Consider the following 21,142-nt stretch of genomic DNA (forward strand, 5'->3'; position numbering starts at 1 on the left):
ACAATGGGGCACGCGCTCAACAGGACGAGGGGGCGTATGTCGAGCGGAGGGGTGGCAGTGATCCGGGTGCTTCTGGTGCACGACGAGTGTCTGGTGCGGTCGGTACTGGCTGAGTGGCTGCGGCGCGAGAGCGACCTGGCGGTGCACGACACGTCGTGGCGCGGCGCGCCGGGCGCGGTGCGATCCGTCCGGCCGGACGTGTGCGCGGCGGACCTGGAGTGCGCGGACTCCTACGGCATCCCTCCGCTGGGTGACCTGTGCCGGCCGGGCCCGGAGCGCGTGCGTCCCCGATTACTCGTGCTCGCCACCGCCAACCGGCCGGGCCTGCTGAAGCGGGCGGCCGAGGCGGGGGCGCTCGGCTACGTGGACAAGGAGGGGTCCCCGCAGAATCTGGTGCGCGGGATCCGCCGCGTTGCCGAGGGGGAACGTTTCGTCAACGACTCGCTGGGCTTCGGGTTCCTCCAGGCGGCGGAGATGCCGCTGACCCGCAGAGAACTGAGCGTGTTATCCCTCGCTGCCGAGGGAGCCTCCATCGCGGAGATCGCCGGGAGCCTGCACCTGTCCCGCGGTACGGTGCGCAACTACATGGCGGCCATCACCCGCAAGACCGGGGCCCGCAACCGCGTCGACGCGATACGCATCTCGCAGGGCCAGGGCTGGCTCTGATTCCCGTCGGGCCGGCGCCGGAGTCCAGCTCCCGACGAGGTCCCGGTACAGCGCGGAGGACCGCATCAGCTCCTCATGACCGCCGTACGCCGTGCTCCGGCCGTCCATCACCAGGACCCGGCCGGCGCGGCGGGCCGAGCTGATGCGGTGGGCCACGACCACCAGGGTCCCGCCCGGCCGCGCGGCGAACGCCCGCTCCGCCCGCTCCTCCGTCGCGGCGTCCAGATGGCAGGTCGCCTCGTCCAGCAGGGCGAGCGGGGCGTGCGACAGATAGGCCCGGGTCAGTGCGACCAGCTGCCGCTCGCCGGCCGACAGCGTCGCCGGATCGACCCGGGCGTCGAGCCCTCCGAGCCGCTCGGCCAGCGGGGTGAGGCCAACCGCCTCGGCCGCGGCCAGCAACTCCTGCGCGGGAACCGGACCGGGCCGCAGATACGCGAGGTTCTCGGCCAGGGTGCCGCTGAAGACGTACGCCTCCTGCGGGATGAGTACCCGCGCGGCGGCGGCCTCCGGGCCGGGCACGGGGTGTCCGCCGACCCGGATCGTGCCGTGCGAGGGGGCGAGCAGCCCCGCCACGAGCGCGGTGAGCGTGGACTTTCCGGCGCCGCTGGGACCGACGACCGCCAGGTGCGTGCCGGGCGGGAGCGTGAGATCGAGATCCCGGACGACGGGCGCGCTGGCGGGACCGTAGGCGAAGGTGACGCAGGCGAGGGAGAGGGCGGGGGGCGGGGTGCCGGAGTCCGCGGTGGCGGTGGAAGGCCCGGGCCGGCCCTTCGGGGGGCTGACCGCGCCGGTGTCCGGCCCGGTCAGCCTGCGCAGCACCACCGTCAGGCGGGAGCCGCTCGTGCCCAGGCCGTGGATCAGGTTGCGCAGGGCCGGGAGCAGGGACTGGGTGACGTAGGCGAGGGCGCCGACCAGGGCTCCCGCGGTGACGCCGTGGGACAGCAGCCAGGGTCCGGCGGCGAGCAGCAGCACGATCGGCAGCTGGCCGCCGATCGTCAGGGACGCCACGCGCAGTACGCCCCAGTGGGCCAGGGCGCGGGCCGCCCGCAGCTCCGCCTCGATCCGTTCCCCGGTGCCGGTGGCGATCTGCGCCTCCGCGCCGGTCGCCGTGATGTCCCGCAGGCCCGGGCCGACGGTGCCGAGGTCACCGGCCAGGGCCTCGTCGGCGACCAGGAACCTCTCCTGCCGCCGGGCGAGCGGTCGCAGCGTCGCGGCGAACAGCGCCATGCCGACGACCAGGGGCGGCCCCACGACCAGCAGGAGCGGCGGAGCGAGCGCGAACAGGCCGGCCAGGGCACCGGCCGCGGTGAACACGAAGGAGCGGGAGACCATGACCAGTCCGGCGAAGGTGTCCCGGGCGATCTCCACCTGCTGGGTGAGCCCGGACAGGGAACCCGCGTCCCCGGTCCGCACCCCGCGGGTGACCACCCGTTCCACGAGCCGGTCCCGAAGCGGTTCGACCAGCGCGGCGACGGCGGCGTAGACCCGGGCGGTCCCGTACGCGCCGAGCAGGACACCCAGCCCGGTCACGGCCAGCCAGACCAGTCCGACATCCGCCCGCCCGCGCAGGAACCCCTCGTCCAGGGCACGGGCGGGCCCGTACCCGATGAGGAAGGTCTGCCCGGCCTCCAGCACGGACCAGGCGGTGAGCCGCAGCAGGACCCGCCGACGGGCCAGCAGGAAACGCAGGCCCCGGGTGGGGAGGGCGGCTCCCGCCGGGGCGCCGGCGGTCGGGTCCGCATCCCGCCCGGGTCGTCCGCGCGCAGCGATCCGGGCCGTCATGTCAGCGCCCCGTCCCCGGCATCCGCGCCTGTCCGGCCGCTCATGCCGTCCCGTCCCTCCCCACTCGCCCCGTCCCCGGCATCCGCACCGCTTGGGCCATTCGTACCGCTCACGCCGCTCTCCCCGCTCGTCCCGTCCCGGATGTCCGGGTCCGGCCGCGCACCGCCGTCGTCCGCATCCGGGCCGTCGGGGCCCGCACCGTCCCCGAACACCGCCCGGTACTCCGCCAGCCGCCACAACTCCTCGTGCCGCCCCACGGCCCGCACCCGCCCCCCGTCCAGCCACGCCACGGCGTCGGCGCACGCGGCCGTCGCGCCCCGGTGGGCGACCAGCAGCCTGGTGGGGCCCGGGCCGTCGCCGAACAGGGCGTCGGTGATGCGGCGTTCCGTCACCGTGTCCAGGCTGGAGAGGGCGTCGTCGAGGATCAGCAGCCGGCCGCCGTGCGCGAACGCCCGGGCGAGACCGAGCCGTTGGGACTCGCCGCCGGAGCGCGGGGCGTCGGTGACGGGCGTGTCGTAACCGTCGGGGAGCCGGCGGACGAAGTCGTCGGCGAGGGCCGTGCGGGCCGCTTCCCGGACCAGGCCGGGGGAGGGGGAGGGCAGACCGAGGCCGATCGCCTGCCCGACCGTGCCACCGAGGAGAGCGGGGCGGGCGAAGGCGTAGCCCACGGCGGCGCGCAGGTCGTCGTGCGGCAGCTCGCGCAGCGGCACCCCGTCGAGGAGCACCTCGCCCGCGTCCGGGTCGACCAGCCGGCCGGCGATCGCGGCCAGCAGCGACTTGCCCGCGCCGGACCGGCCGACGACGGCCAGAGTGGTGCCGCCCGGCACGTCGAGATCCACCCCGTCCAGCACGGCGCGTCCGCCGCGCCGGGCCGTCACCCCGCGCAGCTCCAGCCGCCCGGGGCCGCCGGGCAACCCGCGGGTGCCGTACATGAGGGCGGGCTCGGTCTCGACCTCACCCAGACGCCGGGCCGCGGCCCGGGCCCGCGCCAAACCCGCGAGCCGGCCGACCAGCACACCGACGCCCGTCGCGAGCACCGCGTACCGGGAGGCGGCGAGCACCTCGCCGACCGAAAGCCGGTCCCGGGTGAGCAGCACCCCGGCCACCGCGACGACGGCGAGGTGCAGCAGCGGTGCCACGGCGACCGCCCGGGCGGCGGCCCGACCCTGCACCCGCCACATCCGGTGCCCGGCCCGGGACAGGTCGGGCAGCGGCCGCAGCACCCGGGCCGTCTCCCGGCCCTCCGTGCCGGCCGCCCGGACGGTGCGCACGCCTTCGACGGCCTCCGCCAGCGCGGCCGCGATCCGGCCCTGGGCCCGCTGGTAACGCGACGCGCTCTCGGAGGTGTCACGGGAGACGGCGCGCAGGAGCAGGGCCAGCAGGGGGGCCCCGGCGAGGAACACGGCCGCGAGCCACCAGTCGATCAGACCCAGCGCCACCACCCCGCCGACGGGGCCGGCCAGCGCGGCCACGAGCGCCGCGCGGGCCGCCGGCGTGGTGCCCGCCTCGGCGGCGTTGCCGACCAGGCGTGCGACGAGGTCACCGGACCCGAAGCGGTCCGCGGCGCGCGGCCCGACGCCCAGGACGTGCCCGGTCAGCCGGTGGCGCAGCCATGCGGTGGTACGGGCGTCGACGGTGCCGGTGAGGACGGTCTGGACCGCGTCGAGCAGACCGAGCAGCAGGACGAGGCCGGCGCAGCAGAGCACCCAGCCGGTGGCGGGGGCGTGCGCCAGCAGAAGATCGAGGGCCCGGCCCAGCGCGGCCGGCAGCAGCAGCCCGGCACCCGTCGCGGCGACGCTCACCAGGCACAGCGCCAGGCAGCGCCCCCCGCTGTACCGGGTGGCGGCGCGCAGCAGCGTGCGCGCGTGTCCGGCCGCCGGGTCGTCGTCGCCGCGCGAGGTCATACGGGCCTTTCCTGGGACGGGAAGGACCCCGGGCGGCCCCTCCCCGAAGGGAGGGAGCCGCCCGGAGCGAGCAGACCGCGGGTCAGAGACAGAGCAGAACGCTCGCGGCGCTGATGCAGGAGAGCAGGCTCACCGTGCTGTTGCCGCCGCCGTCGGTGCGCTCTTCGGTCTCGATGGTCTGCAGGTCGAGAAGTGCCATGGTGATTCCTTCCGTTGGGTTCCGTCCGTGGTCATCCGTGGGGACGGGGTGGTGTCACGACTCCGCGGGATCGCGCAGCCGCGTCAGTGGGGCCGCCTGCTCGGCGGCGGGAGGAACGGCAGGTGGGCGTCGGTCGCCGGGTCGAGGGCCGCGCCGAGCGCCAGCAGGCACCCTGCCGTTCCGGTGGCGAGGTCCATGGAGAGCCGCATCATCTGGTGCCCGGGGAAGGCCAGTTGGCCCTGGTAGGCCATCGCGAACCAGCCGAGCCCGGCGATCTGCGCCGCGAGCCGGTCCTCGGTCGCGCCCGGCGCGGCCGTGCGGCTGAGGTGCAGGATCATTCCGGCGCGGCCCTGGAAGAGGCCGGGCTGCGCGTAGAACCGTGAGGTCGCGGCGGTGATCACCCCGGAGCGGGCCGCCCCGAACTCCCCGGCCAGGCCGGGGGAGTGGGCCACGAGGTCGTCGAGGACCATGCCGAGGCCCGCGCTGCCGTCGCCGAGGTAGGGCAGCGTCCGCCAGCCCTCGTCGACCTCCAGCGACCCGTTCTCGCGGGTCACGCAGGACGCCAGGTCCCGGCGCAGGGCCACGGCCGCCGCCTCCAGCCAGGCTTCCTCGCCGGTCCACTCGTACTGCCGCAGCATGAGCAGCGCGGGGCCGCTCGCGCCGCGCAGCAGTCCGGCGCGCTGCCGGGACGTGGCCGGCACCGGCTCGGTGAGCCGCTGGACGAGGATCCGTGCGGCCTCGTGGGCCCGCTCGCCCAGTGCCGCCTCGCCGGTCGTACGGGCCAGGTGCCCGAGGACCAGGCCGAGCCCGGCCAGACCGCCGTGCAGATCGGAGGAGAGCTTCTGCCATCGCTCGGCGAGGATGCCCTCGACCAGGTCCAGCGCCCGCTGCCGGTGCCCGAGCCGGTCGAGGACCAGGGCGACGCCCGCGAGCCCGTCGTACAGCCCGAGCGGGGTACCGACCGGGGCCGGTGCCGTCCGCTCCAGCAGCCAGCGCTCGCCCTCCTCGTACCGCTCGGCGCCGACCGCGTCCAGCGCGAACAGCACTCCCGCGGCACCGTGGGCGATCCCGAGCCCGCCCCCGTCGGAGAACTGCGCGACATCGCCGGGGAAGAGCCGGTCGTCGCGCTCCGGGGTGGCCGAGGCGAGGATGGCCTTGACCATCGAGTCACGGCTGTACGGCCAGTCGCCCGGGTCCACCGGCGAGGAGGGAGCGGCCACCGTACGGCCGGACACCTCCCGGGTGATCTCCGTGATCGCCTCGTCGAGGAACTCCCGCGGGACGTCCGGGAACTGCTCCGCGATCACCTCGGCCAGGTGCGCCGCCTTGCCGCGGTCGACCACGAACAGCGTGGTCACGGGCAGGAACAGGGCGAGCCGCAGACAGGCCAGCGCATAGCGGTCGATGTCGGCGCCCCGCCGGTCCGGCGGCGCGAAGAACCCGGGGTGGGCGACGACCTGACGGCCGTTCTCCCCGACCGGGGCCGCGGCCTCGAAGTCGAGCAGGAACACCGTCTCCTCGTCCGGGGCGACCATGATGTTGAAGACGTGCAGGTCGTTGAAGACGATGCCCCGGGCGTGCACCGCCGCCACCGCCTCCTCCACCCTGCGGTGGATGCGCAGCGCCCACGCCGTGTAGGAGGCGACGGCCTGCGGGTCGGGGTCCTGGGTGAGCAGCGGATGCCGCTCCGCGAAGAAGGCGTTGAGCGGGCGGCCCTCCAGGAAGTCCATCACCAGGAAGCGGTGCCCGCCGAGCTCGAACCAGTCCCGCACCTCCGGAACCACGCCCGTGCCCGCGACCTTCTCCAGCGCCTGCTTCTCCCGCTCCAGCCGGGCGATCGCGTCGGCCCCGTCCGAGGCCAGCCCCGCGTGCGGCCGCCCCTCCTTGAGGACGACCTTGCGCCCGTCGCGGGTGTCGGTGCCGGCGTACACCCCGCCACCGTTGGAGAAGTGCAGCGCCTTCTCGATGCGGTAGGGCAGCTCGCCCGTCGTCGTGTCGTTCCGCGCGTCCAGATGCGGCTGGAGGAACGCCGGGAGAGTCACCCACTCGGGCACCTGGAAGGACGGCGCCCGCCGGTCCGGCACCAGCCGCCCCTCGCCGTCCCGCACCGCCGGCACCAGCGAGCCCCGCTCGTCCACGACGAACGCCCGGGCGAATGCGCCGTAGCGCACGTACAGCGGTCCCTCGCCCCAGCGTAGATCGGTGAGGATGTACGGCCCCTCGAAGCCCTCCAGCAGCGCGCCCAGCTCGCGCAGTACCCGGTGCAGCTGCTCCTCGTCGGCCGGGTAGACGGTGACGAACTTGCCGCTGCCGTCGCGGGGCGCGTACTTGGTGTTGCGCAGGTGGAGCAGGTGCGGCCCCGGCACGAACTTGAAGGGGACACGCCGCTCGACGCAGTAGTCCCACACGATCCCGGCGATCTCCTCGGCGTTCGCCCGGGTCGCCGAGGCGTGGATCTTCCACCCCTGGGCCGGGCCCCGCACCGGTTCGCCGTCCGGGCCCAGCGGCGTCATGGTCTGCCAGTCGCCGATCCGGGCCGACTCCCAGCCCTCCGGCAGCGGCCGGCGGGCCGTCTCGTAGAGGTGGTCGGCCGTCCCCCGGCCGTCTCGCGCCAGCCGGTCCGGCGTCTCGTAGAAGTGCCGGTCGGCCAGCGCGTACACCTCGTACCGCTTGTCCATGCGTCCCCCTCCTGACGAGCACCGAGCTTTCCAGCCACCAGCCGGGCACGGACAGTCACGCCTGTCACGAGAACACCGTGCGGAACTCATACGTCAAGACATGTTCGGATTCTTTCGAGCGCCTCCTGCGTCCTCGCTGGTCCACGGAACGCCCACAGGGGCTGCGCAGGTGTCTCATTAGCGCTGTAATGGCCAACGTGGTCAGTCAGGGCGCCCAGGAGAGCGGAACGCGAACGCTGCGTGCCGAAGGTGCCCTCAAGGCGATCGCGGTCGATCACCAGTCACCCGAACGGCTGCGCCGCGTCCTCGAACAGGCACTCGTCTTCGCGGGTGCGGCGCTCGCCGCCGTCTACGCGCCCAGCGAGGACGGCGAGCTGCTCTGCCTGATGGAGTCGGCCGGCGTCCCGAGGACGCTGTACGGGCTGCGCGACAGCTACCCGCGCGCCGGGCGGTCCCCGGCCGCGGAGGCCCACCGCCGTGGACGGCCGGTGTCACTGGGGCCGGAGGAACTCGCCGAGCACGCCCAGTCGCGGCGCGTACCGTCGAGGGACTTCTCCCTGACGGCCCTGCCCGTCCAGGGCGACGGAGGCTGTCTGCTGGCCGTGACCGAACGGCCCGGGGGGTTCGGCGCCGACGACCTCCGCTGCCTGGAACTCATCGCGGACGCGGTCGCCTTCACCGCCCCGGCCGCGCCCGCCGAGGCCGGTGAGCTGCCGCCTAGCACCTTCAGCCTCGCCATGGACACCGGACGCGTCCGGGTCGGCGACGACCTGCTGGACCTGTTCGGCCTGGCCCCCGTGGAGTTCGACGGCCGCGTCGAGACGCTGCTCAGTCTCACCGTCCCCGAGGACCTGCCGTCGCTGATGTCCGTGGTGGAGGCCGACCACATGTCCATCGGCGACCGGGAGCTGGAGTTCCGGGTGCTCCAGCCCAGCGGGCCGCCGAAATGGCTCCGGCTGCGCGGGCGCCTCCTGCCCGGCGGCGAGGGCCGCCCGGCCCGCCTCGTGGGCACGGTCGTCGACGTCTCCACCCTGCGCTCCGACGTCACCGACGTCGCCCGCGTGCAGCGCCTGGCCGCCGCGCTGGCCACCGCCGTCACCGTCCGCGACGTCGGAAGAGCCGTGGTCGCCGCGCTGCGCCGGCCGCTGCGGGCCGACCGGATCGCCCTCGCCGAGCTGGAGAGCGACCGCCTCGTCGTCACCGTCCTCGACCCGCCCGAACCCGAGGCCTGGCCCGAGCTGTGGCGCTCGGAGTGGCGTACCGAGTGGCCCGACGCACCCGTGCGCGCCATGCCCACCCTCGCCGCCGCGCTGCGCGAGGGCCGGGCGCGGATCTGGCCCGCCAACAGCCCCCTGGAACGCGCGCTGGCCGAGGTCGGCCCCGGCGGCCTCGCCGTCCTGCCGCTGCCCGCCGGGAACCGCATGGCCGGAGCCTGTCTGATCGGCTGGGACACCCCGCACGACTTCGGCACCGACGAACGCGCCCTGCTCACCGCCTGCGCCGGACTCGCCGGACAGGCCCTGGTGCGGGCCCGGGCCTTCGACGCCGAGCACGAGCTCGTCGGCATGCTCCAGCGCCAGCTGCTGCCGCGCAGCCTGCCCCGGCTGCCGGGTGCGGTCGCCGTGGCCCGCTACCTGCCCAGCACGGCGGGACTCGAACTCGGCGGTGACTGGTACGACGTCATCCCGCTGCCCGACAACCACGTCGCCCTCGTCATCGGCGACGTCCAGGGCCACAGCGCCGGCGCCGCCACCCTCATGGGCCAGATGCGCACCGCCCTGCGCGCCTACGCCGTCGAGGGGCACCCGCCGGACGTGGTGGTCGCGCACGCCAACCGGCTCCTCGTGGACATGGAGAGCGACCTCTTCGCCACCTGCTGCTACGTCGACGTCGACCTGGAGGAGGGCGCCGCCTGGTGCGTGCGCGCCGGGCACCTGCCGCCGGTGCTGCGCTACCCGGAGGGCACGACCGACATCGCGGAGGCGGAGGGCGGCCCGCCCCTCGGGGTGGTCGCCCGGGCCGACTTCCCCATGAGCCCGCTGCGGCTCCCGCCCGGCACCGTCGTCGCACTGGCCACGGACGGGCTCGTCGAGACGCCCGACTCCGACATCGACGAAGGCATGGCGCACCTGGCCGAGCGGCTCGCCGAGGCCACCCCCACCGACATGGGGCTCGTCGCCGACGCCCTCCTGGGCAACGCCCCGCGCAGCGACGACGTGGCCCTGCTCCTCCTGCGCTACGACGGCATGGCCCTGCGCCCGCTGAGGGAGAGCTGGACGGTGTGGCGGGTGCCGCAGGCCGTCGGGCACGCCCGCCGCTTCGCCCGGCGCACCCTGCGCTCCTGGGGCGTCACCGTGGACTACGACGCCGCGCTCCTCGTCGTCTCCGAACTGGTCACCAACGCCCTGGTCCACACCGACGGCAAGGTCCGGATGGACCTCACCCTCATCAACAACCGCCTGCGCATCGCCATCGCCGACGCCTCACCCCGCTCACCGGTCCGGCCGACCAGCATCGGCTGGGAGGCGACCGGCGGCCGGGGCATCCTCCTCGTCGAGGCCCTCTCCGCGACCTGGGGCACCCTCCCGGTCAGCGGCGGCAAGCAGGTGTGGGCGGAACTGGTGCTGGGACGCTGACCCGGCCGGTGCCCGGCGCTCCCGCTCAGCCGAGCCGCTTCAGCAGTTCCTCCGCCAGCGGTGCCGACGACGCGGGGTTCTGGCCCGTGACCAGATTGCGGTCGGTGACCACGTGCGGGGCCCACGGCTCACCGGCGCGCACGGTCACACCGGCCTCGGTGAGACGGTCCTGGAGCAGCCACTTCGCGCGGTCGGCGAGGCCGCCCTGGATCTCCTCGGCGTTGGTGAACGCCGCCACCTCGTAGCCGGCGAAGACGTTGCTGCCATCGGCCCCGACCGCGGCCAGCAGCGCCGCCGGACCGTGGCAGACGACCCCGAGCGGCCTGCCCGACTCCAGGGCCCGGGCGAGCAGCCGGCCGGAGTCAGCATTCACGGCGAGGTCCTCCATCGGGCCGTGGCCGCCGGGGTAGAAGACGGCCGCGTAGTCGTCCAGCCGGACGTCCTCGAGACGGACGGGGTGGCGCAGCTCGGTGAAGGACTCCAGCGCCTTCGCGACACGGTCGGCGTTCTCCTGGCCCCCGTTCACCTCGGCGGCGAGGGAGGCCCGGTCGACGGTGGGCTCGACCCCGCCGGGCGTGGCCACGACGACCTCGTGGCCGGCGGCCCGGAACGCCTCGTACGGGGCGACGGCCTCCTCGGCCCAGAAGCCGGTGGGGTGTGCGGTGCCGTCGGCCAGGGTCCAGGTGTCGGCGCCGGTGACGACGAAGAGGATCTTCGACATGGTGCATCTCCGTGAGGTCGGGCCGCGGTGAGAGCGCGGCGATGACTCGGACGATGACGACCGTAGGCCGCCGGACCGCCGGTTTTCCAATGGCAGGGCCAATGGCAGCCATAGGTATTCCAATGGCGCAGCGCAGTAGGGTCGGATCGTGTGAGGCCCCTCGATCCCCTCGGCGCGTCCGGCGCGCCCGCGCAGTCCGACCTCAACCTGCTGCGCACCTTCCTGGCCGTCTACCGGTCCGGCTCCTTCACGGCCGCCGCGCAGCTGCTGGGCCTGTCCCAGCCGACCGTCACCACGCAGATCCGCTCCCTGGAGCGGCAGACCCGCCGGGAGCTGTTCGAACGGCTGCCGCGCGGCGTCGCCCCGACCGCCGTGGCCGACGAGCTCGCCGCCCGCGTCGCGGCCCCCCTCGACGCGCTCGCGGAGGCCACGGGGCACGGGCCGCGGGAGCGGTCGCGCGCCGAGCCGGTCCACCTGGCCGGGCCTGCCGAGCTGCTGTCCACCCGGGCCCTGCCCGCCCTGGCCCCGCTCGTCACCGAGGGCGTACGGCTGCGCGTGACCATGGGGCTGACCGAGCCCCTGCTCGACGAACTGCGCGCGGGCCGCCACGACCTGGTGATCGCCACCACCCGGCCCCGCGGCCGCACCCTGTCCGCGGTGCCGCTGACCGACGAGGAGTTCGTCCTGGTCGCCGCCCCCGCCTGGGCCGACCGCGTCGCGCGGCGGCCGAACGCCGACGGGCCCGCCGCGCTGCACGACATCCCGCTGATCACCTACGCCGAGGACCTGCCCATCGTGCGCCGCTACTGGCGGCACGTCTTCGGCCGGCGCCTGAACTGCCGTGCCGCGGTCTCGGTGCCGGACCTGAGGGCCGTCCTCGCGCTGGTCACGGCCGGAGCCGGCTACAGCGTGCTGCCGCGCTACCTGTGCGCGGGGGAACTGGCGTCCGGCGCCCTGGTCCTCCTCGACGCCCCCGAGGACGCGCCGATCAACACCGGCTTCCTCGTCCAGCGGCCGGGCACCTCGGACAACCCGGACGTGACCCTCGTCCGCGACCGTCTGCTGGAGGCCGGCCGCACCTGGTGACGTCCCGGGCCGACCGGGTACCCGCCGCGGCGCAGGACGGAGAAACCACCACGAGCCGAGGGAAGAGGAACGTCATGGCTCAGCATGTCCGCGACATCATGACCGGCGACCCGGTCACCGTCGAACCGCAGACCTCCGTCGCCGAGGTCGCGCGCATCATGCGCGACGAGGACCTCGGAGCCGTACTGGTGACGGACGGCGAACGGCTGCGCGGGGTGGTCACCGACCGTGACAACGTGGTGCGGACGGTCAGCCGGGGCGGCGACCCGGAGCGGATCACCGTGGCCGGCGCGTGCAGCGACGAACTGGTCACCGTCAGCCCCGACGAGGACCTGGCCCAGGCGGTGGAGCTGATGCGGGAGCACTCCGTGCGCCGCATCCCGGTCGTCGACCACGGGCACCCCGTGGGCATCGTCTCCCTGGGCGACATGGCCATGGAGCGTGACCCGGAGTCGGCGCTCGGTGACATCAGCGCCGCGCGCCCCAACGCCTGACGGGCGCGTTCCGGACGCACCTTCCGAACAGGTCCACTGAACCCCGGTCCGGAGCAGAGGAGTTCGGCACCGCGACACAGATGTTTCGGTCCGGGTTTGTTCGGTTTTTCACTGGGGACTCGAACAGCAGTGAAAGCAGAAGGAAGATGATGAGTCGTGGAGTCCATGGACACCAGTGAGAAGCCCGTCGTCCGTCAGTACGAGACCGGCTGGTCGAAGGCACGCCGTCTGCGCGAGAAGGCCGCGCTGCGCACCTGCCTCCCCGCCGTCGAGGACCGGAGCACGCCCGGAGTGCGTCACTCCGGGGCGGAGTGGAACATCGTCCGGGGTGAGGACTGATACCTCACCCGTGGACCGCGCGGTGTCGATCCGAGTAACTCCGCGCATCGACAACTAAAAGAAGTGATGTTCACATCCGCCGGATCACGACTAAGGTGAACCGAATGAAGGCTCTCGTGCTGTCCGGCGGCGCAGGAACAAGACTGAGGCCGATCACGCACACGTCGGCCAAGCAACTGGTGCCCGTGGCCAACAAGGCCGTGCTGTTCTACGGGTTGGAGTCGATCGCCGAGGCCGGCATCACCGACGTCGGCATGATCGTCGGCGAGACCGCCGACGAGATCGAGGAAGCGGTCGGGGACGGGTCGAAGTTCGGCCTCAAGGTCACCTACATCCCCCAGGAGCGGCCCCTCGGGCTGGCCCACGCGGTGCTGATCGCCCGGGACTACCTCGGTGACGACGACTTCGTGATGTACCTCGGAGACAACTTCATCGTCGGCGGCATCACCGGCCTCGTCGAGGAGTTCCGCGGCAACCGGCCCGACGCCCAGATCCTGCTCACGCGCGTGGCCGACCCGCGCGCCTTCGGTGTCGCCGAACTCGACCCTTCCGGCCAGGTGATCGGCCTGGAGGAGAAGCCCGACCAGCCCAAGAGCGATCTCGCGCTGGTCGGCGTCTACATGTTCACACCCCTCATCCACGAGGCGGTCCGCGCCATCGAACCCTCCTGGCGCGGCGAACTGGAGATCACCCACGCCATCCAGCACCTGATCGACGCCCGCGCCGACGTGCGTTCCACGGTCATCAAGGGCTACTGGAAGGACACCGGCAACGTCGGCGACATGCTCGAGGTGAACCGCACGGTCCTCGAAGGCATGGAGCGCCGCATCGACGGCGAGGTGGACGACGCGTCGGAGACCATCGGGCGCGTCGTGCTCGAAGAGGGCGCGAGGATCGTCAACTCCCGTGTCGTCGGACCCGTCGTCATCGGCTCGGGCACCGTCGTCAGCAACTCCTACGTCGGCCCCTTCACCTCCGTCGCCGAGAACTGCCGGATCACCGACAGCGAGCTGGAGTTCTCCATAGTGCTGCGGGACTCCTCGATCCAGGGCGTCGGCCGCATCGAGGCCTCGCTGATCGGCCGGCACGTCGAGGTGACCCCCGCCCCCAGCGTCCCCAGCGCCCACCGTCTCGTCCTCGGAGATCACAGCAAGGTGCAGATCACTTCATGAACCTCCTCGTCACCGGCGCCGCCGGGTTCATCGGCTCCCGCTACGTCCGGGCCCTGCTCGCCTCGGACGCGCCCGACGCGCCGCGCATCACCGTGCTGGACAAGCTCACCTACGCCGGCACCCTCGACAACCTCGAACTGACCCACCCGCGGCTGGAGTTCGTCCAGGGCGACATCTGCGACGCCGAACTGGTCGACAAACTGATGGCCGACGCGGACCAGGTCGTGCACTTCGCCGCCGAGTCCCATGTGGACCGCTCGATCAGCGGTGCCGCCGACTTCGTCCGCACCAACGTCCTCGGCACCCAGACCCTGCTGGACGCCGCCCTGCGCCACGGCACGGGCCCGTTCGTGCACGTCTCCACCGACGAGGTCTACGGCTCCATCGAGACCGGCTCCTGGCCGGAGGACCACCCGCTCCAGCCGAACTCGCCGTACTCGGCCTCCAAGGCCTCCTCCGACCTGCTCGCGCTGGCCTACCACCGCACCCACGGCCTGGACGTGCGCGTCACGCGCTGCTCCAACAACTACGGCCCGCACCAGTTCCCCGAGAAGGTCATCCCGCTGTTCGTCACCAACCTCCTCGACGGCCACAAGGTGCCGCTGTACGGCGAGGGCCGCAACGTCCGCGACTGGCTGCACGTCGACGACCACTGCCAGGGCGTCGACCTGGCCCGTACCAAGGGCCGGCCCGGCGAGGTCTACAACATCGGCGGCGGCACCGAGCTCACCAACAAGGAACTCACCGGCCTGCTCCTGGAGGCCTGCGGAGCGGACTGGGACCGGGTGGAGTACGTCGAGGACCGCAAGGGCCACGACCTGCGCTACTCCGTCGACTGCTCCAAGGCCCGCGACGAACTCGGCTACCGCCCTCGGCATGACTTCACCACCGGCCTCGCCGAGACCGTCGCCTGGTACCGCGACAACCGGGCCTGGTGGGAGCCCCTGAAGCAGCGCGTCGCCCAGGAGCGGGCATGAGGTGGCTCGTCACCGGCGCGGGCGGGATGCTCGGGCATGACGTCGTCGAGGAGCTCACGCGCCGCGGCGAGACCGTCGTCGGCCTCGACCGCGCGGCCCTGGACATCACCGGCCCGCAGGCCGTCGACTCCGCCGTGCGGGAGCACCGCCCCGACGTGGTCGTGAACTGCGCCGCCTACACGGCCGTCGACGACGCCGAGACCGACGAGGCCCGCGCCCTGCAGATCAACGGCGACGGCCCACGCCTGCTGGCCAGGGCCTGCGCCGCGCACGACGCCCGCCTGATCCACGTCTCCACGGACTACGTCTTCTCCGGCGAGGCCCGCACCACCCCCTACCCGGAGGACCACCCGACCGGCCCCCGCACCGCCTACGGCCGCACCAAGCTGGCCGGGGAGCAGACCGTGCTGGAGGAACTCCCCGGGGCGAGCGCGGTGCTGCGCACGGCGTGGCTCTACGGCGTCCACGGCTCCAACTTCGTCCGCACCATGATCGGCCTTGAGGCCCGCCGGGACACCCTCGACGTCGTCGACGACCAGCGCGGGCAGCCCACCTGGAGCGCGGACGTCGCCGAGCGGATCGCCGACCTCGGCCCCCGGCTCGGCCCCGAGGCGCACGGCGTCTTCCACGCGACCAACTCCGGCGAGGCCACCTGGTGCGACCTCGCCCGGGAGGTGTTCTCCCTCATCGGCGCCGACCCGGACCGGGTGCGCCCCACCAGCAGCGCGGCCTTCCCCCGGCCCGCGCCCCGCCCGGCGTACAGCGCCCTGGCGCACCGCCGTTGGCAGGAGATCGGCCTGCCGCTGCCGCGCGACTGGCGCTCCGCCCTGCACGAAGCACTGCCCCGCATCCGCAAGGAAGGTCTTCCTCGTGAAACGCCATGAGTTCCTCCGGGAACTGCACAAGGTCAGCGCCAACCGCAACTACCTGGAGATCGGCGTCAACGACGGGCGCAGCCTGACGCTGTCCCGCGTCCCCAGCATCGCGATCGACCCCGCCTTCAAGGTGGTCTCGGAGCTGAGGTGCGACGTCCACCTGGTGAAGGCCACCAGCGACGACTTCTTCGCGCGTGACAATCCCCTCCAGCACCTCAAGGGCGGCCGTCACCCGCTGCGCAACCTGCGCCGTGGCCGCAGCCCGATCGGCTACTGGCGCAAGACGACGCTGGACCTGTCGTTCATCGACGGCATGCACCTGTTCGAGTTCGCGCTGCGCGACTTCATGAACGTCGAGAAGTACTCGGACTGGGGCAGTGTCATCGTCCTCGACGACATGCTGCCGCGCAGCGTGGACGAGGCGGCCCGGGACCGGCACACCAACGCCTGGACCGGTGACGTCTACAAGATCACCGAGGTGCTGGCGCGCTACCGCCCCGACCTGGTCACGGTGCAGGTGGACACCGCCCCCACCGGCCAGCTGGTCGTCTTCGGCGCCGACCCGAACAACCGGGTCCTGCACGACAAGTACGACGAGATCATGGCCGAGTACAAGATCCCCGACCCGCAGAAGGTCCCCGAGGCGATCCTGGAGCGGGCCGGCGCGGTCCGCCCCGAAGCCCTCCTGGAAGCGGGCTTCTGGCGTCCCCTCGCCCAGGCCCGCAACCGCGGCCTGCCCCGCTCCGTCGGCTGGGAGCCCCTGCGTAAGGCCTTGCAGCAGGTCGGCGTGAGCCACTGAACGACGGCGCCGGCCACCGCCCGGGGGCGGCCGGCGCCGACGCCCTTCCCGGGCTGTACACACCGCAGGCCCGGACGCCGCTCGCGTCCGGGCCTGCGGTGTGTACCGGGTTCTTCGGGTTCTCCTCGGTCGAGGGTTACGTCCCCTGCCCGCTCCGCAGTTCCTCGTAGTACGCCATACAGGCCTCGTACGAGGGCAGGAGCCCCTGGCGTTCGGCCGCGGCCAGGGTCGGGGCCTGCTCGTCCTTGGGGGACAGGAGCGGGGTGATGCCCTCGGGCCACTCGATGCCCAGGGCCGGGTCGAGGGGGTGGATGCCGTGCTCACGGCCCGGGGCGTAGCCCTCCGAGCACAGGTAGACCACCGTCGCGTCGTCCGTGAGGGCCATGAAGGCGTGACCGAGGCCCTCCGCGAGGTACACCGCGTGCCGCGTGTCGTCGTCGAGCCGTACGGCCTCCCACGTCCCGTAGGTGGGGGAGCCGACGCGGATGTCGATCACCACGTCCAAGACGGCACCGCGGACGCACGTGACGTACTTGGCCTGGCCGGGCGGCACGTCGGCGAAGTGCACACCGCGCAGCACGCCCCGACGTGAAACCGAGCAGTTGGCCTGGGCCAGGGACAGGTCGTGTCCCGTCGCCTCGCGGAACTCCGCGCCGCGGTACCACTCGTGGAAGCTGCCCCGGTCGTCCGGGAAGATCTTGGGCTCCAGTACCCAGGCGCCCTCTATCGCCAGCGGTCGCATGCCGTCACCGCCCTCCGTTCCTGATACGGGAGTTCACCTTCCGGCGGGCGGTACCGAGCACGCGCCGGGCGCGCCGGGCCAGCCGCAGCGCGACACCGGGCCCCGGCGACGGTGTCACCAGCACGCTTCCGCCCCCGACCCGCAGCGCGAACGGCAGACCGGCGAAACGGGCCTGGTCGGAGCCCGGGTTCGGGCACACGGCCACCCGCCAGACGTCGTCAGAGAGATCCTCGGGCAAGGCCGCCTCCAGTACCGAGCCCGGCCGGTCCGCGTCGGGGGAGAGCGTGCCCGGCGTCTCCAGGATCCGGCGGGAGGAGACGAACCTCAGCCGCACCTGCGCGTCGCCCGGGACGTGCACCGGCAGCAGCACCCGGAACCGGTCGCCGGAGACGGTGACGTCCCCCAGTTGCACACGGCCCAGCCCGAGCCGCTTGCCGCGCGCGCCGAGCTCCAGGGAGAGATTGCCGTGCGGTGTGGTCCAGTACGGCAGGACCGGGCGATCGCCGACGACCCCCGCACGGGGCGCGGGCCGGTCCTCGCGCGGTGCCGGGCCCAGCCTGCACTCCTTGGTCCAGCCGCCCGACTTCACCCGGACGAGTGCGTCCCAGGCGCCGTCGCGCGGCAGGGCGCCCGGGTCGACCGTGGCGGTCCCGCGCAGCACCAGCCGGACCTCCTCGCCGTCCCCGACCGGCACGGCCTCGCGGGTGAACTCCACCGGCTGGAAGTACTGGGCGGCGCTGGTGCGCTCCCGCAGCAGCAGATCGGCCGTGGCCTGCCCGAACCGTGCGGCGGTCTCCGAGGCCACCCAGCGCACCGCCTCGGCCACGTCCTTCGGCACGTCGGTCAGCGGTGCGGCCTCGGCGTCGGCGGGGAACAGCATCGGCTCACCGCCGGTCAGGTATTCGGCCGTGAAACCGATACGGAGCGAGCCGTCGCGCCACTCGATGTCCCCGGGGGTCGCCGTGGGGGCGACGCCCGCCTCCCACTCCGCGAAGGCCACCACGTCGTCGTACCGGTCGGCCGCCGTCAGCGCGGCGATGACCTGCTGCGTCGGCTGCAGACCGGCCGCGACACCGGGCCCGAAGCGCTCGACGACGACCTCGTGGATCTCCCCGAACAGCTCGCGGCGGTAGTCGTCCGGCAGGTTCAGCAGGCGCCGGGCCCGCAGCCGCTCGACCATCTCCACACGCAGCCAGCGCCGGAACAGCCGGTCCCGCACCGGACCGGGCTCCGTGTACCGCTCGACGACGTCGAGGGCCTCGCGCAGGTTGGTGAAGTAGCCGACCGGGTCGAAGCGTTCGAAGCCGGCGTTGGAGCCGTCGTCCCGCCGGATGTGGTAGTAGCAGACGTAGTCGCTGAGCACCGAGACGTTCTCCGCGCGCAGATACGCCTCCGCGATGAAGACGTGGTCCTCCAAGCGCCGTCTGCCCTCGGGGAAACGCAGGCCGATACGGTCCAGGAAGGCCCGGCGGACCATCTTGTGCGGCGTGAGGCTGTCGATGAGCGGGGCGTTCTCGACGGTGGCACGCGGGTGGTTGCGGCGGAACAGCTCCACCGGCACCCCGCGGTTCTTGCCCGCCATCTTGCCCACGACGACGTCGGCGCCGTTGGCCGTGCCGTAGTCGTACATCCGCTCCAGGGCCTCGTCACCCAGGTAGTCGTCGTTGTCGACGAACATCACGAACTCGCCCCGGGAGGCCTCGATGCCGACGTTGCGGGGCTTGCCGGACCAGCCGGAGTTCTCCTGGTGGATGACCTTCATCCGGGGGTCCTCGGCGGCGAGCGCGTCGAGCCGGGCCGGGGTCTCGTCGGTCGAGCCGTCGTCGACGAAGATCACCTCGAACTCGTCGGGAGGCAGCGACTGCCGCTGCAGCGAGGAGATGCAGTCCTCGATGTAGATCCCCGGGTTGTACACGGGGACGATGACGCTGACCTTGACCGGCATCGGGTTTCCGGGCCCCTTCGGGTCGCTTGCCGTAGACGTCCTGTTGTACTGCGTGTTGCCCGATGCTAACCCGCTCGGCGAGGTCCCCTCACCTTTCGAGACCTCGCCGTGATCATCTCCCCGGACGGGGCAACTGAGCTGCGGCGTCTGTCTGTTCGCGGTCAAAGTCGCTTCAGGCGGAGACGTCCACACCAAAGCCCCGGGCCAGGGCGTCCAGCCCTTCGTCGTACCCCTGCCCCACGGTGCGCAGGCGCCACAGAGGGCCGCGACGGTAGAGCTCGGCGAGCAGCAGGGTGCGCTCGGTGGTCGCGGCGTCAAGGGTGGCCTGGACCAGAGGCGCGGCGCTGGAGCCCGGTCCGGAGCTGATGTGGATCGCACCGACGTCGCCGAAGGTGGGCGAGCCGTCGATGGCGGCGGCCACCACGACCTTGCGGGCCGAGGGGGGCAGGGCGGCGAGATCGACGCCGATCGTCTGCTCGGTCGGCCCGTCGCTGTGCAGCCGCACCGTCCCACCCGGATTCTCGGGAGCGCCGTAGAAGACGAAGTCCTCGTCGAAGCAGACCTGTTCCTCCTCGTCGACGACGAAGGCGACCACGTCGATCTCGCACGACGTCTGCTGCGCCCAGGTCGCCGTGACGGTCCAGGGGACCGGGGAGGAGGAGCCGCTCGGCTGCGGCAGGTCGATGACGCCGCCGCGCGGGAGGACGAGGGGTGCCTCCGGTCCGCCGCCCTCTCGGGGGAGCGGGGTGATGACCGGGGCGTCGAGCCACGAGGCGGTGTGCGTCGGGAACGCGAGAGCGGTGATCCGCTTCATCCGGCGGTCCCGCTCGCCGCCCTCCAGGAGCACGACGTCGGTGACGCTCGCGGAGAGGTTGATCGCCGCTGCCCCACCGAGCTCGACAATTCTGCCGCGGGCCGCGACGGCATCGGGGTGCGTGCCACCGAGCACCAGGACGCGTCGGCCCGCGAGGGGGCGGTCCTGGGGGACCGGACCTGTCGTACGGGGCGGCGTCGACGATGCCGACGGCGCCGGGCCGGGGAGGGGAGAGGCGGGGACCGAGGGCTCCTGGACCGGCGGGACGAGGTCCGTGCCAGGAGGCGCCGTCGGCGAGGGGATCACGACTTCCGCGCCTCGCGTCCGCTCGTGGCGGGTCCCCGGCCGTACGTCCCCCAGCAGCCGTACGAACGTGGCCTCGTCGAGCACCGGCACGCCCTCGGCCAGGGCGCGCCGCGCCTTGCCGGAGCCGGACGAGGTGTCGTTGCCGACCAGTGCGCTGGTGTGCCGGCTGACGGACCCCATCACGTTGAGTCCGGCCTCGACGGCCTGCCGCTCCAGCTCCGCGCGCGGCGTCTGCGTCTCACCGGTGATCGCGATCTTCATGCCCTGCACCAGTGGTCCGTCCGGTTCCGGCCGCCCCGGGTTGCGGTAGGCGCACGGCGTCTTGGGCGTCCGGGGCGCGAACCGGGGGTCCTGGCGCGGCGGACACGACACGAACGGCAACGGCAGTTCGAGGCGCGCGGCCTCCCGGAGCGAGGCGCGCAGCACACCCGCCAGCACCCGGGTGTCGTCGAGCGCGTCATGTGCTCTGACCTGGGGAACGCCGTAATGGGCGGCGAGCGTGCCCAGCCTGAGGTCCTCGGTCGGCGGATCGACCCGCCGGTTCAGCGCGAGGGTGCACAGGCGACGGTCCACCGGAAGCGCGATGCCGGCGCGGGCGAACTCGTGGGCGAGGAAGTCGTAGTCGAACTGGGCATGGTGCGCGACGAGCACCCGGTCCCGCAGCATCGGTGCGATCCGCGGCGCGACCTGGTCGAAGGCCGGGGCGCCGCGCAGCCTCTCGGCCGTCAGTCCGTGGACGTGCACCGGCCCGGGATCGCAGCCGGGGTCGAGGAGGGTCGAGAACTCGTCCGTCTGCTCCCCGTCCGGCCCCAGCGTCACCACGGCCAGGGAGAGCACCCGATCGCGGCGGGCGACCAGCCCTGACGTCTCCACGTCGACCACCGCCCAGTCGTAGGCGTAGTCGCGCAGGCCGGACGCATCGAAGGCAGGGGAGAGGAGAGGCATGGAGGAAGGATGGAGGGATCTTCACCGATCCTTCAACCTGGATGCCGATTCGTCCGGATAAG

General features: G+C 73.2%; 16 protein-coding genes and 1 pseudogene. 9 read left to right on the plus strand and 8 right to left on the minus strand.

Annotated features, from left to right (window positions below):
* Positions 1-36 precede the first annotated feature (36 nt).
* A pseudogene (locus tag K4G64_RS10860) lies at positions 37-582 on the plus strand (LuxR C-terminal-related transcriptional regulator); the annotation flags it as partial.
* On the opposite strand, the gene K4G64_RS41020 reads toward K4G64_RS10860, so the two are convergent.
* From K4G64_RS41020 to lanKC, 4 genes are all read right to left on the minus strand, one after another.
* Positions 505-2,448 (minus strand): ABC transporter ATP-binding protein, encoded by a 1,944-nt coding sequence (locus K4G64_RS41020; RefSeq protein WP_308122321.1) that lies wholly within the window; start codon positions 2,446-2,448, stop codon positions 505-507. The pseudogene K4G64_RS10860 and the gene K4G64_RS41020 overlap by 78 nt on opposite strands.
* On the minus strand, positions 2,445-4,352 hold the full coding sequence (locus K4G64_RS10870) for an ABC transporter ATP-binding protein (RefSeq protein WP_260460306.1): 1,908 nt from the start codon (positions 4,350-4,352) through the stop codon (positions 2,445-2,447). The genes K4G64_RS41020 and K4G64_RS10870 overlap by 4 nt, the downstream gene beginning before the upstream one ends.
* An 82-nt stretch (positions 4,353-4,434) precedes the next feature.
* Positions 4,435-4,551: a SapB/AmfS family lanthipeptide gene (locus tag K4G64_RS10875; RefSeq protein ID WP_031113019.1), complete on the minus strand. Its 117-nt coding sequence runs from the start codon at positions 4,549-4,551 to the stop codon at positions 4,435-4,437.
* A gap of 83 nt (positions 4,552-4,634) precedes the next feature.
* A complete protein-coding gene (lanKC, locus tag K4G64_RS10880) occupies positions 4,635-7,229 on the minus strand; it encodes a class III lanthionine synthetase LanKC (RefSeq protein ID WP_221755818.1) in 2,595 nt (864 codons plus the stop codon).
* A 188-nt stretch (positions 7,230-7,417) separates the two neighbouring features.
* Between lanKC and K4G64_RS10885 the strand changes: the two genes are divergently transcribed.
* Positions 7,418-9,865 (plus strand): SpoIIE family protein phosphatase, encoded by a 2,448-nt coding sequence (locus tag K4G64_RS10885; protein ID WP_221755819.1) that lies wholly within the window; start codon positions 7,418-7,420, stop codon positions 9,863-9,865.
* A gap of 25 nt (positions 9,866-9,890) precedes the next feature.
* Here the strand turns inward: K4G64_RS10885 and K4G64_RS10890 are convergent, their stop codons facing one another.
* Entirely contained in the window at positions 9,891-10,586 is a 696-nt protein-coding gene (locus tag K4G64_RS10890; RefSeq protein ID WP_221755820.1) for a type 1 glutamine amidotransferase domain-containing protein, read from the minus strand.
* A 150-nt stretch (positions 10,587-10,736) separates the two neighbouring features.
* Here K4G64_RS10890 and K4G64_RS10895 point away from each other — a divergent pair, with 150 nt between their 5' ends.
* The 7 genes from K4G64_RS10895 (at position 10,737) to K4G64_RS10925 (ending at position 16,328) form a co-directional block, all read left to right on the plus strand.
* Positions 10,737-11,672 carry a LysR family transcriptional regulator gene (locus K4G64_RS10895; protein WP_221755821.1) on the plus strand — a complete coding sequence of 312 codons (936 nt, stop codon included), beginning with the start codon at positions 10,737-10,739 and terminating at the stop codon, positions 11,670-11,672.
* A gap of 74 nt (positions 11,673-11,746) precedes the next feature.
* A complete protein-coding gene (locus K4G64_RS10900; protein WP_221755822.1) occupies positions 11,747-12,166 on the plus strand; it encodes a CBS domain-containing protein in 420 nt (139 codons plus the stop codon).
* Positions 12,167-12,331: 165 nt separating this feature from the next.
* Positions 12,332-12,505, plus strand: coding sequence for a hypothetical protein (locus K4G64_RS10905; protein ID WP_221755823.1), 174 nt, complete (start codon positions 12,332-12,334; stop codon positions 12,503-12,505).
* Positions 12,506-12,609: 104 nt separating this feature from the next.
* Entirely contained in the window at positions 12,610-13,677 is a 1,068-nt protein-coding gene (locus K4G64_RS10910; protein WP_221755824.1) for a glucose-1-phosphate thymidylyltransferase, read from the plus strand.
* A complete protein-coding gene (gene rfbB / locus K4G64_RS10915) occupies positions 13,674-14,654 on the plus strand; it encodes a dTDP-glucose 4,6-dehydratase (RefSeq protein ID WP_221755825.1) in 981 nt (326 codons plus the stop codon). The genes K4G64_RS10910 and rfbB overlap by 4 nt, the downstream gene beginning before the upstream one ends.
* Positions 14,651-15,538 (plus strand): dTDP-4-dehydrorhamnose reductase, encoded by an 888-nt coding sequence (gene rfbD, locus K4G64_RS10920; RefSeq protein WP_221755826.1) that lies wholly within the window; start codon positions 14,651-14,653, stop codon positions 15,536-15,538. Before rfbB ends, rfbD begins: the two co-directional genes overlap by 4 nt.
* A complete protein-coding gene (locus K4G64_RS10925) occupies positions 15,525-16,328 on the plus strand; it encodes a class I SAM-dependent methyltransferase (RefSeq protein ID WP_221755827.1) in 804 nt (267 codons plus the stop codon). The genes rfbD and K4G64_RS10925 overlap by 14 nt, the downstream gene beginning before the upstream one ends.
* A 136-nt stretch (positions 16,329-16,464) precedes the next feature.
* On the opposite strand, the gene rfbC is transcribed toward K4G64_RS10925, so the two are convergent.
* From rfbC to K4G64_RS10940, 3 genes are all read right to left on the minus strand, one after another.
* A complete protein-coding gene (gene rfbC, locus K4G64_RS10930; protein ID WP_221755828.1) occupies positions 16,465-17,070 on the minus strand; it encodes a dTDP-4-dehydrorhamnose 3,5-epimerase in 606 nt (201 codons plus the stop codon).
* A gap of 4 nt (positions 17,071-17,074) precedes the next feature.
* Positions 17,075-19,015, minus strand: a complete 1,941-nt coding sequence (locus K4G64_RS10935) for a glycosyltransferase family A protein (RefSeq protein WP_221755829.1) — start codon at positions 19,013-19,015, stop codon at positions 17,075-17,077.
* Positions 19,016-19,187: 172 nt separating this feature from the next.
* A complete protein-coding gene (locus K4G64_RS10940; protein ID WP_221755830.1) occupies positions 19,188-21,080 on the minus strand; it encodes a TerD family protein in 1,893 nt (630 codons plus the stop codon).
* Positions 21,081-21,142: the final 62 nt, after the last annotated feature.

The organism is Streptomyces sp. WAC04114, assembly GCF_019733245.1.
Classification (GTDB): domain Bacteria; phylum Actinomycetota; class Actinomycetes; order Streptomycetales; family Streptomycetaceae; genus Streptomyces; species Streptomyces massasporeus_A.